This is a genomic window from Photorhabdus heterorhabditis (genome assembly GCF_001280945.1).
Lineage (GTDB): Bacteria > Pseudomonadota > Gammaproteobacteria > Enterobacterales > Enterobacteriaceae > Photorhabdus > Photorhabdus heterorhabditis.
The window spans coordinates 1-15778 of sequence record NZ_LJCS01000034.1 but is presented as its reverse complement, the minus strand read 5'-3'; the positions used below and the strand labels follow the sequence as shown (position 1 = coordinate 15778).

At 42.2% G+C, this 15778-nt stretch carries 14 protein-coding genes; 7 read left to right on the top strand and 7 right to left on the bottom strand.

Going from position 1 to position 15778, the window contains the following annotated elements; all coding sequences use genetic code 11:
• Positions 1–4: 4 nt before the first annotated feature.
• From lpxB to tilS, 5 genes are all read left to right on the top strand, one after another.
• Entirely contained in the window at positions 5–1189 is a 1185-nt protein-coding gene (gene lpxB / locus AM629_RS12620; protein WP_054479444.1) for a lipid-A-disaccharide synthase, read from the top strand.
• Complete coding sequence (gene rnhB / locus AM629_RS12615) at positions 1189–1776, top strand: ribonuclease HII (RefSeq protein WP_054479443.1); 588 nt, start codon at positions 1189–1191, stop codon at positions 1774–1776. Before lpxB ends, rnhB begins: the two co-directional genes overlap by 1 nt.
• 75 nt (positions 1777–1851) lie before the next feature.
• Positions 1852–5334, top strand: coding sequence for a DNA polymerase III subunit alpha (gene dnaE, locus AM629_RS12610; RefSeq protein WP_054479441.1), 3483 nt, complete (start codon positions 1852–1854; stop codon positions 5332–5334).
• Positions 5335–5346: 12 nt separating this feature from the next.
• Positions 5347–6306, top strand: coding sequence for an acetyl-CoA carboxylase carboxyl transferase subunit alpha (accA, locus tag AM629_RS12605; RefSeq protein WP_054479439.1), 960 nt, complete (start codon positions 5347–5349; stop codon positions 6304–6306).
• Positions 6307–6450: 144 nt separating this feature from the next.
• Positions 6451–7779 (top strand): tRNA lysidine(34) synthetase TilS, encoded by a 1329-nt coding sequence (tilS, locus tag AM629_RS12600; RefSeq protein ID WP_054479437.1) that lies wholly within the window; start codon positions 6451–6453, stop codon positions 7777–7779.
• A gap of 33 nt (positions 7780–7812) precedes the next feature.
• Here the strand turns inward: tilS and rof are convergent, their stop codons facing one another.
• The gene (rof, locus tag AM629_RS12595; protein WP_054479436.1) at positions 7813–8079 is read right to left on the bottom strand and encodes a Rho-binding antiterminator; all 267 of its coding nucleotides are present in this window, start codon (positions 8077–8079) and stop codon (positions 7813–7815) included.
• Positions 8080–8336: 257 nt separating this feature from the next.
• Here rof and nlpE point away from each other — a divergent pair, with 257 nt between their 5' ends.
• Positions 8337–9002, top strand: a complete 666-nt coding sequence (gene nlpE, locus AM629_RS12590; RefSeq protein WP_072161883.1) for an envelope stress response activation lipoprotein NlpE — start codon at positions 8337–8339, stop codon at positions 9000–9002.
• 92 nt (positions 9003–9094) lie between these two features.
• Here the strand turns inward: nlpE and proS are convergent, their stop codons facing one another.
• The 6 genes from proS to metN form a co-directional block, all read right to left on the bottom strand.
• Positions 9095–10819 carry a proline--tRNA ligase gene (proS, locus tag AM629_RS12585; RefSeq protein ID WP_054479434.1) on the bottom strand — a complete coding sequence of 575 codons (1725 nt, stop codon included), beginning with the start codon at positions 10817–10819 and terminating at the stop codon, positions 9095–9097.
• A gap of 126 nt (positions 10820–10945) precedes the next feature.
• On the bottom strand, positions 10946–11653 hold the full coding sequence (tsaA, locus tag AM629_RS12580) for a tRNA (N6-threonylcarbamoyladenosine(37)-N6)-methyltransferase TrmO (RefSeq protein ID WP_054479432.1): 708 nt from the start codon (positions 11651–11653) through the stop codon (positions 10946–10948).
• Positions 11650–12048 (bottom strand): envelope stress sensor lipoprotein RcsF, encoded by a 399-nt coding sequence (gene rcsF, locus AM629_RS12575; RefSeq protein ID WP_054479430.1) that lies wholly within the window; start codon positions 12046–12048, stop codon positions 11650–11652. The genes tsaA and rcsF overlap by 4 nt, the downstream gene beginning before the upstream one ends.
• Positions 12049–12192: 144 nt before the next feature.
• On the bottom strand, positions 12193–13008 hold the full coding sequence (locus tag AM629_RS12570; protein ID WP_054479427.1) for a MetQ/NlpA family lipoprotein: 816 nt from the start codon (positions 13006–13008) through the stop codon (positions 12193–12195).
• Positions 13009–13073: 65 nt separating this feature from the next.
• Positions 13074–13727: a methionine ABC transporter permease MetI gene (locus AM629_RS12565; protein WP_054479424.1), complete on the bottom strand. Its 654-nt coding sequence runs from the start codon at positions 13725–13727 to the stop codon at positions 13074–13076.
• Complete coding sequence (gene metN, locus AM629_RS12560) at positions 13720–14751, bottom strand: methionine ABC transporter ATP-binding protein MetN (RefSeq protein ID WP_054479422.1); 1032 nt, start codon at positions 14749–14751, stop codon at positions 13720–13722. The genes AM629_RS12565 and metN overlap by 8 nt, the downstream gene beginning before the upstream one ends.
• Before the next feature lie 195 nt (positions 14752–14946).
• On the opposite strand from metN, the gene gmhB reads away from it, so the two are divergent.
• A complete protein-coding gene (gmhB, locus tag AM629_RS12555) occupies positions 14947–15513 on the top strand; it encodes a D-glycero-beta-D-manno-heptose 1,7-bisphosphate 7-phosphatase (RefSeq protein ID WP_054479420.1) in 567 nt (188 codons plus the stop codon).
• Positions 15514–15778: the final 265 nt, after the last annotated feature.

The window sequence follows — 15778 nt, the reverse complement described above, 5'->3', positions numbered from 1 at the left end:
GTAGATGAAGGATACTCCTTTGGCTACCATTTCTTCTGTTGATAGTCTGCGTCTGCTGACTATTGGATTAATCGCCGGAGAAACCTCCGGTGATATCCTTGGCGCAGGATTAATCCGTGCATTAAAAGCCAAAGTGCCCAATGCGCGTTTTGTTGGCGTCGCAGGTCCTCTTATGCAAGCTGAAGGTTGTGAAGCTTGGTATGAGATGGAAGAACTGGCTGTAATGGGGATTATCGAAGTTCTTGAGCGTTTGCCTCGTTTGCTGAAGATACGTAAGGATCTGACAACCCGTTTCACGGCGCTGAAACCTGATGTGTTTGTCGGTATTGATGCGCCGGATTTTAATATTACTTTGGAAGGCCGGTTAAAACAGCGGGGCATCCGTACCATTCATTATGTCAGTCCATCGGTATGGGCCTGGCGCCAGAAACGTGTTTTCAAAATTGGTAAAGCTACAGATATGGTTTTGGCTTTCTTGCCTTTTGAAAAAGCGTTTTACGATAAATTTAATGTTCCTTGCCGGTTTATTGGACATACAATGGCAGATACTATGCCATTAAAACCAGATAGAGCAGCAGCGCGTGAGCTACTAGGAATCCCACAAGAGTCTATTTGCTTAGCTTTGTTGCCGGGGAGCCGCCATTCTGAAGTTGAGATGCTAAGTGCTGATTTTCTTAAAACTGCTCAGTTATTACGGCAAAAAATTCCAGGTTTGCATGTACTTGTGCCACTGGTGAATGCTAAACGGCGTGAACAATTTGAGAGAATTAAACAGGAAACTGCGCCAGATTTGAATGTTCATCTTGTGGATGGCAAAGCGCGGGAAATCATGATTGCAAGTAATGCTGCACTTTTGGCATCTGGAACAGCTGCTTTGGAATGTATGCTGGCAAAATGCCCAATGGTAGTGGGTTACCGGATGAAGCCGTTTACTTTCTGGCTGGCAAAACACCTTGTAAAAACACCTTATGTTTCATTACCTAACTTGTTATCTGGTAAAGAACTGGTCAAAGAATTATTGCAGGAAAAATGTCAGCCACAGAAACTTGCAGATGAATTGTTGCCGTTACTACAAGGTAGTGAAAAAGTTGAAGCACTGAAACAGATATTTTTACATCTGCACGAAAGCATTCGTTGTAATGCTGATGAACAAGCTGCACAGGCTGTACTAGAATTAGCAGGAAAATGATGGAATTTATATACCCTCCGGCGAATCTCATTGCCGGAGTTGATGAAGTTGGCCGAGGCCCATTAGTCGGTGCGGTTGTGACTGCGGCTGTTATTTTAGATCCATCTCGCCCGATTGCCGGGTTAGCTGATTCTAAAAAACTCAGTGAAAAACGCCGTGAAGAGTTGTATCGGGAAATCATAGAGAAAGCGTTGTGCTGGAGCTTGGGGCGTGCAGAGCCGGAAGAAATTGATCAATTAAATATCTTGCATGCAACCATGCTTGCAATGCAAAGAGCTGTGGCTGGTTTGTCTATTTCTCCTGAATATGTGCTGATTGATGGTAATCGTTGCCCTAAATTACCAATGCCTGCACAAGCGGTTATAAAAGGCGATGGATTGGTTGCTGAAATTAGTGCCGCTTCTATTGTGGCGAAAGTAACTAGGGATCGGGAAATGGTTGAACTCGATCAACGGTTTCCTGAATATGGGTTTGCTAAGCATAAAGGTTATCCAACCGCTTTTCATTTAGAAAAGTTGGCTCAGCTGGGAGCGACAAAACATCACCGTAAAAGTTTCGCGCCGGTTAAAAGAGCAATTGGTCTTTAAGTAAGCTTGTTAACTGGATACAGTTATTCCTCAAATCGATGTAAAGCACAATCACTTAATCATCTGGACAAATACATGGCTGACCCCCGTTTTGTACACTTACGTGTCCATAGCGACTATTCAATGATTGATGGCTTAGCTAAAATTGGGCCTTTAGTTAAAAAAGTTGCTCAGTTAGGCATGCCGACTTTTGCGATCACTGATTTTACTAACCTATGCGGGTTGGTGAGATTTTATGGTGGTGCTCATGGGGCTGGGATAAAACCGATTATTGGTGCTGATTTTTATATGGAAAGTGAGCTGCTTGGAGATGAGTACGCTTACTTGACCATTCTTGCCCGTAATAATACTGGTTATCATAATCTGACCTTACTGATATCAGAGGCTTATCAGCAAGGGTATGGTGCTGCTGGTCCAACAATTAAACAGGAATGGTTGATAAACCGTAAAGAAGGGCTGATCCTGCTTTCTGGTGGCCGTATGGGGGATGTGGGCAAATTCCTGTTACGTGGTAATCGGGTCATGGTGGACCAATGCCTTGAGTTTTATCAGGAGCATTTCCCTGACTGCTATTATCTAGAACTGATTCGTACTGGTCGTGCAGATGAAGAAAATTATCTTCACGCAGCGGTTGCATTGGCAACAGAAAAGAATCTACCTGTTGTTGCGACTAATGATGTTTGCTTCATCGATAAAGAAGATTTCGATGCGCATGAAATCCGTGTAGCGATTCATGATGGTTATACATTGGCTGATCCCAAACGCCCAAGAAATTACAGTCCTCAGCAATATTTGCGTAGTGAACAGGAAATGTGTGAGCTATTCTCTGATATTCCTGAGGCGCTGGAAAATAGTGTAGAAATTGCTAAACGTTGTAATGTCACTATCCGTCTTGGTGAATATTTCCTGCCACAATTTCCGACAGGAGAAATGAGCACTGAAGATTATCTGGTCGAGAAATCTAAACAAGGGTTGGAAGAGCGCTTGGAGTTTCTCTATCCAGAGCCTGAAGTACGGGCAGAAAAACGCCCTGAATATGATGAGCGACTTGATGTTGAGCTTCGGGTTATCAACCAGATGGGATTCCCTGGCTACTTCCTGATCGTGATGGAATTTATTCAGTGGTCAAAAGACAATGGTGTTCCTGTTGGTCCAGGGCGTGGTTCCGGTGCGGGTTCTTTAGTAGCTTATGCTCTGGAAATAACCGATCTCGATCCTTTGGAGTTTGACCTGCTGTTTGAACGGTTCCTTAACCCCGAACGTGTTTCCATGCCTGATTTTGACGTCGATTTCTGCATGGAAAAACGTGATCTGGTGATTGATCATGTGGCTGATATATATGGTCGTGATGCTGTATCCCAGATCATCACATTTGGTACGATGGCAGCGAAAGCCGTAATTCGTGATGTTGGTCGTGTGCTGGGGCATCCATATGGGTTTGTTGACAGAATTTCTAAATTAATACCGCTTGATCCGGGAATGACCCTGGAAAAAGCATTTGTCGCAGAGCCACAACTTCCCGAAATCTATGAATCGGATGAAGAAGTTAAAGCGCTGATAGATATGGCGCGTAAATTGGAAGGTGTCACCCGTAACGCAGGGAAACACGCGGGTGGGGTAGTTATTGCCCCAACTAAGATCACTGATTTTGCTCCTCTTTACTGCGATCCGGAGGGTTTGAATCCGGTTACTCAGTTTGATAAAAATGATGTGGAATATGCTGGGTTGGTGAAATTCGACTTCCTCGGATTGAGGACGCTGACGATCATCAACTGGGCGTTAGAGATGATCAACGCACGCAGAGCGAAGAAAGGTCTGGAGTTGATTGATATCACAGCGATTCCACTAAATGACACCAAAAGTTTCGATATGCTGCAACGGGCTGAAACAACAGCGGTATTCCAACTTGAATCTCGTGGTATGAAGGATCTTATCAAACGTCTTCGCCCCGACTGTTTCGAAGATATGATTGCGCTTGTGGCACTGTTTCGTCCTGGTCCTTTGCAATCAGGCATGGTTGATAACTTCATTGATCGCAAACATGGCCGGGAAGAGATTTCATACCCAGATATACAGTGGCAGCACGAATCTTTACAGCCTGTATTGGAGCCAACTTACGGCATCATCCTTTATCAGGAACAAGTGATGCAGATTGCTCAGGTGCTGGCGGGATATACTCTCGGTGGTGCAGATATGCTCCGTCGGGCAATGGGTAAGAAGAAGCCGGAGGAGATGGCTAAGCAGCGTTCCGTATTTGAGGAAGGAGCTAAAAAACTCGGTATTGATGGCGAGTTGGCAATGAAAATCTTTGACCTGGTAGAGAAGTTTGCTGGTTATGGATTTAATAAATCTCACTCTGCTGCGTATGCACTGGTTTCTTATCAGACTTTATGGCTGAAAGCACATTATCCGGCTGAATTCATGGCTGCGGTAATGACTGCTGATATGGATAATACAGAAAAAGTTGTTGGATTGATTGATGAATGCTGGCGCATGGGGCTGAAAATTTTACCACCCGATATTAACAGCGGCCTGTATCATTTCCATGTTAACGATGATGGGGAGATCGTATATGGTATCGGTGCGATTAAAGGGGTAGGCGAAGGCCCGATTGAAGCGATCATCGAAGCCAGAAAGAAAGATGGTTATTTTAGAGAACTGTTTGATTTATGTGCCCGTGTTGATACCAAGAAATTAAATCGCCGGGTGATGGAAAAATTGATCATGTCAGGGGCATTTGACCGTCTGGGGCCGCACCGCGCAGCATTGATGTCTTCTTTGGAAGATGCCTTAAAGGCGGCAGATCAACATGCCAAAGCAGAGGCCATTGGTCAGACTGATATGTTTGGCGTGTTGGCAGAGGCGCCAGAAGAAGTTGAACGCTCTTATGCCAATGTTTTCCAATGGCCAGAACAGGTAGTTCTTGATGGTGAACGAGAAACGCTGGGACTCTATTTAACTGGGCACCCGATCACCCGTTATTTAAAAGAAATTGAGCGTTATACTAATGGGCTGCGGTTAAAGGATGTAAACCCGACACCGCGTGGTCAAGTAACAACTGTGGTAGGTTTGGTACTGGCATCCAAAGTGATTATAACCAAGCGAGGTAACCGGATTGGTCTTTGTACATTGGATGATCGTTCAGGTCGCCTGGAAGTTATGTTATTTTCCGATGCCCTAGAAAGACACCGGCATTTGCTGGAACAGGACCGAATATTGATAGCTACGGGGCAGGTCAGCTTTGATGACTTCAATGGCGGTCTTAAAATGACAGCACGTGAATTAATGGATATTAGTGAAGCACGTGAAAAATATGCGCGTGGGCTTGCTATCTCGCTGTCGGACAGGCAAATTGATAATCAATTGTTAAGCCGTCTTCGTGGCACATTGGAACCATATCGTTCAGGTACGATACCGGTTCATCTTTATTACCAGAGGGAAGACGCCCGCGCTCGTTTAAGATTTGGCGCGACGTGGAGGGTAACACCAACGGATAACCTTCTGACAGATCTGCGAACTCTGCTGGGTAATGAGCAGGTAGAATTAGAATTTGACTAAAATAGGAATGTTATGAGTCTGAATTTTCTTGAATTTGAACAGCCGATTGCCGAGCTGGAAGCGAAAATTGATTCGCTAACCGCAGTTAGCCGTCAAGATGAAAAATTAGATATAAATCTGGATGAAGAAGTACAACGTTTGCGGGAAAAGAGTTTGGAACTGACTCGCAAAATTTTTTCAGATTTAGGGGCTTGGCAGATTGCTCAGCTTGCACGTCACCCGCGTCGCCCGTATACGTTAGACTATATTCAGCATATTTTTACTGATTTTGAAGAGTTAGCGGGTGATCGCGCTTATGCTGATGACAAAGCGATTGTTGGTGGTCTGGCTCGTATTGATGGGCGACCTGTGATGATTATTGGTCATCAAAAAGGCCGTGAAACTAAAGAAAAAATTCGCCGTAATTTCGGTATGCCAGCACCAGAAGGCTATCGCAAGGCTTTACGTCTGATGGAAATGGCAGAACGTTTTAAACTGCCAATTATCACTTTCATTGATACTCCAGGCGCATATCCGGGGGTTGGTGCAGAAGAACGCGGTCAGTCTGAGGCTATTGCTCGCAACCTTCTTGAAATGTCCCGTTTGTCTGTGCCTGTTATTTGTACCGTAATTGGTGAAGGCGGTTCCGGTGGTGCGTTGGCGATTGGCGTTGGTGATAAAGTGAATATGCTGCAATACAGCACCTATTCTGTTATCTCTCCGGAAGGCTGCGCTTCAATTTTGTGGAAAAGTGCAGAGAAAGCACCTCTTGCGGCGGAAGCGATGGGAATTACCGCCCCTCGTTTGAAAGAGCTGGAATTAATCGATACTGTGATCCAGGAACCATTAGGTGGTGCGCATCGTGATTACGAAGCAGTATCAGCATCATTGAAGGCTCAGTTGTTGATTGATCTGGCCGATCTTGATCATTTGGCCTCTGAAGAATTGATCAAGCGCCGATATCAGCGTCTGATGCAATATGGTTATTGTTGATATCTGAATTAATTATTTAATAAGGGATGCAAGTGATGAATTTCAGTCGCCTTTATCCCTTACTGTTTCTGCTTTTTTGCCATTTTTTATTCTTAATGATAATCAATTCAAATTGTTACAAGCTAAGGGATTTTTGAATCTGTAATGACAAACATTGATGAGCGGCTATTTGTCACTTTGGCTAAGCAGCTTGGTAAACATAAGAAAATCTTGGTTGGGTTCAGTGGTGGGTTAGACTCCTCAGTTTTGCTTCATTTGCTGGTTAATTGGCGTAATCAGTACAATCAGGATGTTCAACTAAGAGCAATCCATATTCACCATGGTTTAAACATAAAAGCAGATCAGTGGGTTAAATATTGCCAACAGATCTGTGATGACTGGCAGGTTGAATTTTTTTCTGAAAGGGTAACGATAGATGCGCGCCAAAAGGGTATTGAAGCTGCTGCTCGTGATGCCCGATACCAGGTATTTAAGCATGAATTACAAAAAGATGAAGTTCTGGTAACGGCCCAGCATCTTGATGATCAGGCAGAAACTTTTTTATTGGCATTAAAGCGTGGTAGTGGTCCGGCTGGTCTTGCTTCTATGCCTCCAATCGCCGTATTTGCAGATACATTATTGTTACGCCCGTTACTTGGTTATAGCCGGAATGAACTAGAAATATATGCCAGTGAACACTGTCTAACTTGGATTGAAGACGACAGTAATCAAGATGATCGCTATGATCGAAATTTTCTGCGCTTACATATTATGCCGTTACTGAATCAACGCTGGCCGCATTTTCCACAGTCTGTTGCACGTAGTGCAAATTTATGTGGTGAGCAAGAGCTGCTTCTTGATGAGTTATTGAATGAATCGCTGAAAAAATTGATAACTCAGGATGGTGCTCTGGCTATTTCGCCTTTGGATGGGTATTCAGAAGCAAAACGAAATGCTTTGTTGCGTCGTTGGTTTGGTTATCATGGCATGAAAATGCCTTCGCGAGAGCAGCTTCATAGACTCTGGTATGAGGTGGCTATTGCCCGTATTGATGCTGAGCCACGGTTACAATTTTGTCAGCATGATGTACGCCGTTATAAGCAAAAACTTTGGCTGGTTCCTCAATTGCAACCTTTGAGAGATATTATTCTTGAATGGGATATTTGTAACACTTTGGTATTACCGGATAGCTTAGGAAAACTAAATATTTCTGATTGCGGTATTAAAGTCAGGACTCCAACTGATAATGAGCGGGTGACTATCCGTTTTGGCGTTCAGGGAATGATGAGTATTGTGGGCCGTCAACACTCTCGGCACAGTAAAAAATTGTGGCAGGAGTTTGGAGTTGCTCCGTGGCTTAGAGAGCGAATTCCACTGCTTTATTACAATGAACAATTGATGGCTGCATTGGGTATTTTTGTCACTAAAGAAAGCGAAGTAGCAGAAGGGCAGGAAACATTGACAATTAACTGGAATAAAACGCTGTTAAAATAAGAAGTTAAGCCGCCTTTAGCGGCTCTTTTGTATTCAGGATTCGGAGTGTTCAATAATAACAGTACCAATTTTAGGGTTACTAAAACTAGCAATATAATCCAACCGTAATTCACGGGGGTTGTCTTCTGTTTCGATTATCAGGTATTCAATTTTTTTCTTTAAAACCAAATCACAGGCTTTTCCTTCAATAACTTCACCACCCCGCAACTTTATGTGTAGGTGGAGTTGATGTTGGCAAGCCAACTCAAGATTGTCATAGTCGTCACAGTTAATTGGTTGATATTCAGTATTTATAGACATATTTGCTCACCACTATGGTTAGTGGCGGTTATTGCCGCCTGTGGTTGTTAAAATTGTAACTCAAAAGCACTATTAATGACTATAGCACAGGAAATCAGTCGTGATTAATGAATAACTTTGGTTGTTTTCCTTGAACAGTAAATAAATAAAAGTTTGATTTCACAGTAAGTTCTGGACAAAGGTATTAAAATCAGATTATTGAGTAATGTCCTTAAAAAGGCGGCTCACAAAGCCCACTATACTGTTTGGAGATAAATGTGAATAAAAAATTTTTAACAGCGCTAATCGCTGTGGGCGTATGTACTTTGATGGGATGTAAAAGTAACTTGCCACAACAAACGAGTTCACAACCAGTAGATCAGACTTTTCAGGGGGTTCTTCCTTGTGCTGATTGTTCTGGTATTGATACCACACTGCTATTGGATGGTGATGGGAGTTATATTCTGGAACAAACTTATCTTGATACTCGTGATGGTGACTCGTCATTCTTTGAATCTGGTCAATGGGTGAAAGACGGGGAAAAAATTCGCCTGACAAAATCAGATGATCAGAAATATTACTATCTGCTGAAAGGTGGAAACTTGGTGATGCTAGATATTGAAGGCAATCCAATTGAATCACAATTCAACTATGAGCTGAAACGGGTAACACCGAAGAAACTGGTTGGTGAATACAGTTATATGGCTGATGCAGCTTCATTTACTGATTGTAATACAGGTAAGCAGTATGCCGTAACGGAAAGTTTGGATTTGGAGCGAGGTTATCATCAAGTTGGTGTAGAAGGGGGAACACCAGTTTATGTTGAAGTTGAAGGTTATTACAGCGTGAGACCTTCAATGGAAGATGGGCAATTTGATCCTGCTTTGATTCAGACGGGTAAAATCCATTTCGATAAATCGAAATCTTGTAATACGAAGAAATAATTCAGGGTTTAGTATTGATGGTGATAATGGTTATGGCATCTTAACGATCTGACCATTATCACCATACAGCTCAATGAGTTGGTGTAATAACTTTAATTAATAAAACCAAGTTGTTGCTTCAAATAATCAACAACACTATCTAGTTTTAGCATCTGTTTTTCATCATTGCGACGATATTTATATTCTACTTCGCCATTATCCAGATTACGGTCGCCAATAACTATCGTATGTGGTACGCCGATAAGTTCCATATCAGCGAACATCACGCCTGGCCGTTCTTTGCGGTCATCAAAAATAACGTCAATACCACAGGCGCGCAGATCAGCATACAATTTCTCTGCGATTTCTTTCACACGATATGATTTGTGCATATTCATTGGCAAAATAGCAACCTGGAATGGCGCAATTGCATCAGGCCAGATGATACCGCAGTCATCGTGATTCTGTTCAATCGCTGCTGCGACAATACGGGTAACACCAATACCATAGCAACCCATAGTGACGATCTGGTTGTGACCATCTTCACCTTGAACAGTTGCTTTCATTGCATCCGAATATTTGGTACCAAGCTGGAATATATGACCAACTTCAATACCTCGTTTGATGAGCAATGTACCTTTACCATCAGGGCTGACATCACCTTCAACAACATTACGGATATCAGTAACTTCTGGTGTTGGTAGATCACGTTCCCAGTTGATACCGAAATAGTGCTTGTCATCAATATTAGCACCGGCACCAAAGTCACTCATCACTGCTACACTGCGGTCGATGATAATGGGCATTGGCAGATTGACGGGTCCTAGTGAACCAGGGCCTGCTCCGACAATTGTACGAATCTCTTCTTCTGTGGCAAAAGTTAGAGGGCTGGCAACCAAAGATAATTTCTCGGCTTTGATTTCATTGAGTTCATGGTCGCCACGAACCAGTAAGGCAATTAATTTATGGTCTGTACTTTCTGCTGCGTGGACTATCAGAGTTTTAATGGTTTTCTCAATTGGCAGATTGAATTGTTCAATGAGTTCAGCAATTGTTTTTGCATTCGGGGTATCAACCAGATGCATATCTTCTGCGGGTGTTGCGCGATCATAAGCAGGAGCAATAGCTTCAGCCAATTCAATATTAGCTGCATAATTAGATTCTGTTGAGAAAACGATATCGTCTTCCCCACTGGCAGCCAGGACCTGAAATTCATGGGAAGCACTACCGCCGATAGAACCGGTATCAGCCAGGACAGCACGGAAATCCAAACCGATACGGGTAAAGATTTTGCTGTAAGCTTCGTACATGTTGTCGTAAGTTTCTTGTAATGATTCCTGAGTAGCATGGAAAGAGTAAGCATCTTTCATCAGGAATTCACGCGAGCGCATTACGCCAAAACGAGGTCGAACTTCGTCGCGGAATTTAGTCTGGATTTGGAACAAAGTTAGTGGTAACTGTTTATATGAACTGACTTCATTGCGGATTAGATCAGTGACAACTTCTTCATGGGTTGGACCCAGTACAAAAGGGCGATCCCCTCGATCAGCAAAACGCAGCAACTCCGGGCCGTATTGTTCCCAGCGACCACTTTCCTGCCATAAATCTGCCGGCTGCACTACGGGCATAGATATCTCAATCGCTCCAGCATTGTTCATTTCTTCACGAACAATTTTTTCGACTTTTTTTAGTACGCGGATACCTGTAGGCATCCAATTATATAGGCCAGAAGCGAGCTTACGGATCATGCCCGCACGAAGCATCAGTTTATGGCTGACAACTTCTGCATCGGCGGGAGTCTCTTTTAATGTAGAGAGCAGATATTGGCTAGTACGCATTATTAGGGTTCCATTAGAGCAGCAAATTGCTTCCGGCTGGCAGAAATTTGCCAGCCAATAAAATAGTGAAAATAAGCCTTTAGTCTACCAGTGAGTTCAAGATGCCAAAAGGGTATATATTGATTTTTAGCGGGGTTCTATGGAAACCACTTCGGTTAGTGTGTCGTAAACTCTCCAACGCACATTGAAATTCAGTAAATGAACAGCATATTCCCGATTTTCTGATTCTCCTCTACGGTAAGCAGGGCGAGGGTCTTGGGCTAGAACCTGACTGATAAATCGGCGTAAATTCGGGTAAGTGTTTTGGATCAAGATAAGCTGCTGTTCGGCGGCAGGTGAAAATATTACTTCCATACCGGCTGAAGGCGCTTCCTGAGCAAAACCTGCTATTGCATGTGGCTGACATTCCGCGAAGGGTAGATAGGGCTTGATATCAATAACAGGGGTACCGTCAACTAAATCCATGCTACCCAGCTCTAGAGTAACGCTACCTGTCCTGCATTCGACTCCTTTAAGCTCAATCAGAGACATACCAATTGGATTCGGTCGGAAAGTTGAACGAGTTGCGAATACACCCATTTTTGCATTGCCACCCAAACGGGGAGGACGCACCATTGGTTTCCAGCCGCCTTCCATTGTTTGGTGGAAAACGAAAATAATCCATAGATGACTAAATTGTTCCAAACCGCGAACTGCATCTGGTTGATTATAGGGCGGAAGAAGTACTAATTTCCCTCCACCATCTTTAATAAGACCTGGTTGGCGGGGAACAGCAAATTTCTCTTTATAAGGGGAGTGAATAATCCCTATTTGTGTGAAATGAAAGTCAGTCATTGAGTAATAAGCAGGGCTGAGCCTTCACATATTGCTATCTGATAGCATCCTTGGCCTGATAACATCTCGCATTGATGTAATAAAACAGCGTTAGCATTCAAATAAGTAGCCTTTGTTATCATCTTGTTACGCGCTATGGTGATATTAGCTGGTGGGTCTTGTAACGAGCTACGGCATGATTGACCAGTGACAATCCCTAAATCTTTAAATGGGGTACCTAATAATTCTTCACTCTTGGTATATAACTTTACAGATGAAGAGAGGTTCCTTGTTTCGCTGGTTGGTAGTCTTTTGAGTCTCATATCCGATAATTGGGAAGAATCAGTAAAAGTTGTCTGTTGCATTGAGCATCCTGCTATGAACAGTACTAATAAAGGGACAAGTAGCCGACGCATTAATAACTCCTTGAATTATGACAATTAGAGTTAAGTTAATCGATCAGGTTAATAAAAAAGTATCGAAAACATGATGTCATAACATATCAGGCGGACAATTTGCCCGCCTGATTATTCTAATATTGGTGAGAGTAATATGAAAGATTACCAGCCTTTCACTGCACCACCATTAAAGATCTTATTGGCAGCTTCGTCAACTTCGTCAGATTGATAGGCTTTAACGAATTTTTTTACATTTTCGGCATCTTTATTATCTTCACGGCTAACAAGCAGGTTCACATATGGAGAATCTTTATCTTCAACAAATAAGCCATCTTTTGCCGGGGTCAGACTGATCTGACTTGCATATGTCGTATTAATAATTGCCAGAGCAATTTTTTGATCATCAAGTGAACGAGGCAATTGAGGTGCTTCCAGTTCAACTAATTTTAGATTTTTAGGATTTTCAACGACGTCTAAAACTGTTGGCAATAAACCTACGCCATCTTTCAGTTTGATTAAGTCTTGCTTCTGTAATAACAATAAAGAACGGCCTAAGTTCGTTGGATCATTTGGTAGTGCAATTTGAGAACCATCCTGCAATTCATCTAGTGACTTGATTTTTTTGGAATAACCAGCAATTGGATAAACAAAAGAATTGCCAACAGTGACTAGCTTATAACTACGATCTTTGATTTGTTGATCCAGATAAGGCTTGTGCTGGTATGCATTTAGATCAATATCACCTTTGCTCAGTGCTTCGTTTGGTAGTACAAAGTCATTAAAAGTTACCAGCTCTACATCAAGACCATATTTATCTTTAGCTACTTTTTTCGCAATCTCAGCAACTTCTTGCTCTGCACCAACGATAACACCTACTTTAATATGATTTGGATCTTGTTTTTCTTGACCACAACCAGCCAGAATTAATGAACCTAAAAGGGCGCTGATGGTTGCGATGATTCTTAATTTAACAGACATACTTTACCCCTATTGAATGCTGATTTATTAACACCTATGCCGGTGCTGTTATTAACATAATTTTATCATTTACGTGTTGTGGCTTTAACTAAACGGTCACCACTTAATTGAATTAAGTAAACTAAAATAACCAGTAGCACTAATACGATATTCATTACTGTTGCGTTATAGCCGATATAACCATACTGGTAGCCAATTTGACCTAAACCGCCTGCACCTACAGCACCTCCCATTGCGGAATAACCTACTAAAGTGATCAGAGTAATTGTGGCTGCATTGAGCAAACCTGGTAATGCTTCAGGTAACAGAATTTTCTTCACAATCTGGAACGGAGTTGCGCCCATTGCTCTGGCTGCTTCAATTAATCCTGATGGAATTTCTAATAAAGCATTTTCCACCATACGAGCAATAAATGGCGCAGCACCTATAGTTAATGGAACAATAGCCGCTTGTAAGCCGATAGATGTTCCCACAATTAATCTAGTAAAAGGAATCATCCAAACCAGTAAAATAATAAATGGGATAGAGCGGAAAATATTAACTATCGCGGAAAGAAAACGATAGAGTTTACTGTTTTCCATAATCTGACCAGGACGGGTGACATATAGTAATACACCGACCGGCAGCCCGATAATAAAGCCAAAGAAGCCAGAAACAAAAGTCATTACCAGAGTTTCCCAGACGCCTTTAGCCAGTAATAAAATCATTCCTTCAGACATAACCGAGAACCTCTACTTTCACATGATGATCTTGTAAGAACTTAATTGTTGATTCAATGCCGCCATTTTCACCGTGTAATTCAGCTAACATCACGCCAAATTTAACGCCACCAGCATAGTCGATTTGAGAACTTAATATGTTCATATCGATATTAAAACGACGTACTGCCATTGAAATCAGTGGTGCGTCTACAGACTGACCTGTGAACTCTAATTTCAGTAATGGGCTAAGATCTGATGCTGGGTGGCTTTGCATTTTTTGTACATAATCTTCAGGGATATCCAGATGTAAAGTTGACTGAATAAATGCCTGCGCAATAGGTGTTTTGGGATGAGAGAACACTTCACTAACAATGTCTTGTTCAATTAGTTGCCCACCACTGATAACGGCTACTTGGTCACAAATACGTTTGACAACGTCCATTTCATGTGTAATTAACAGAATGGTTAGTCCCAGACGGCGATTAATATCTTTCAATAATTCTAGAATAGAACGAGTTGTTGCCGGATCAAGAGCACTGGTTGCTTCATCACATAAAAGTATTTTAGGTGAATTAGCTAGAGCACGGGCAATAGCAACACGTTGCTTCTGTCCGCCAGAGAGATTTGCTGGATAGGTATCATGTTTATCTGCAAGACCAACAAGTTCCAATAACTCGTCTACCCGCTTTTTGATTTCAGCCTTTGGAATGTTGTCCAATTCTAAAGGTAAGGCTATGTTGCCAAACACTGTTCTCGAAGATAGCAAGTTGAAATGCTGGAAAATCATGCCAATTCGACGACGTGCACGGGTTAAGTCACTATTAGATAAGATAGTTAGATCTTGACCATCAACCAGTACTTGTCCAGAAGTTGGACGCTCAAGCATATTCACACAGCGAATCAGTGTACTTTTACCTGCGCCAGATGAACCAATAACACCATAAATTTGCCCCTGCGGAACATGCAGGCTGATATCTGAAAGCGCGTTGATAGAACGGGCACCCTGCTGAAATACTTTATTGATATGAAATAGTTTTATCATTTTTATTCTTATTTGTTTTTATAAAAATTTTGAGAATTGATAGCTTAAACATTTTTGAGAAAACAAACCACCTGTTGAATCGGATGTTAAGGTGTCTAGACGTCTAAGTCAACCGGGAATAAATTAATTGCTGCATTCTCATTCATGACTAAATCATGCGATACTGAAGCCTTCTTACATTCTTGGAGCAATCGGGTGACACAAAGTATTCCTGCCGTATTTTTAGATCGTGACGGAACAATAAATATCGATCATGGTTATGTACATGAAATAGATGATTTTCAATTTATTGATGGTGTTATTGAAGCCATGATTGAATTGAAAAAGATGGGATATGCACTGGTATTAGTTACAAACCAGTCGGGGATTGCTCGTGGCATTTTCAATGAAGAGCAATTTTTGCAACTGACAGAATGGATGGATTGGTCATTGGCAGACCGTGGGGTAGATTTGGACGGCATCTATTATTGTCCTCATCATCCAGATGCGACTGAAGGACAATATAAGAAGGGTTGTGATTGCCGTAAGCCACAACCAGGTATGCTTCTGGAAGCACAAAAAGAGCTAAGTATCGATATGGCTGCTTCTTATATGGTTGGTGATAAACTGGAAGATATGCAAGCAGCGACGACAGCAAAAGTTGGTACTAAGGTATTAGTTCGTACAGGTAAACTAGTTACTAATGAAGCTGAACAAGCAGCTGATTTGGTAATAAATAGCTTGGTAGACTTGCCTAAAGCGATTAAAGATATCAAAAAATAGGTTTTTTTGTTCCTTATGTCATCATTTTGTGGAAAAAAACCGCGGTCGTTAACTTTTTTCAAATAAACACTTGCCAGCGCCGAAGAACGCCCTATAATGCGCCACCACTGACCGACACAACGCTGAGAAAACGTGTGAGGTTGGGCAGGGGAGCGCAAATAAGCGCTTGACTCTGCGGGCAAAAAGCGTAATATACGCAGCCCGGCTGACCGAGAATATCAAATTTTAAGGTGGCCTGCTCTTTAACAATTAATCAGACAATCTG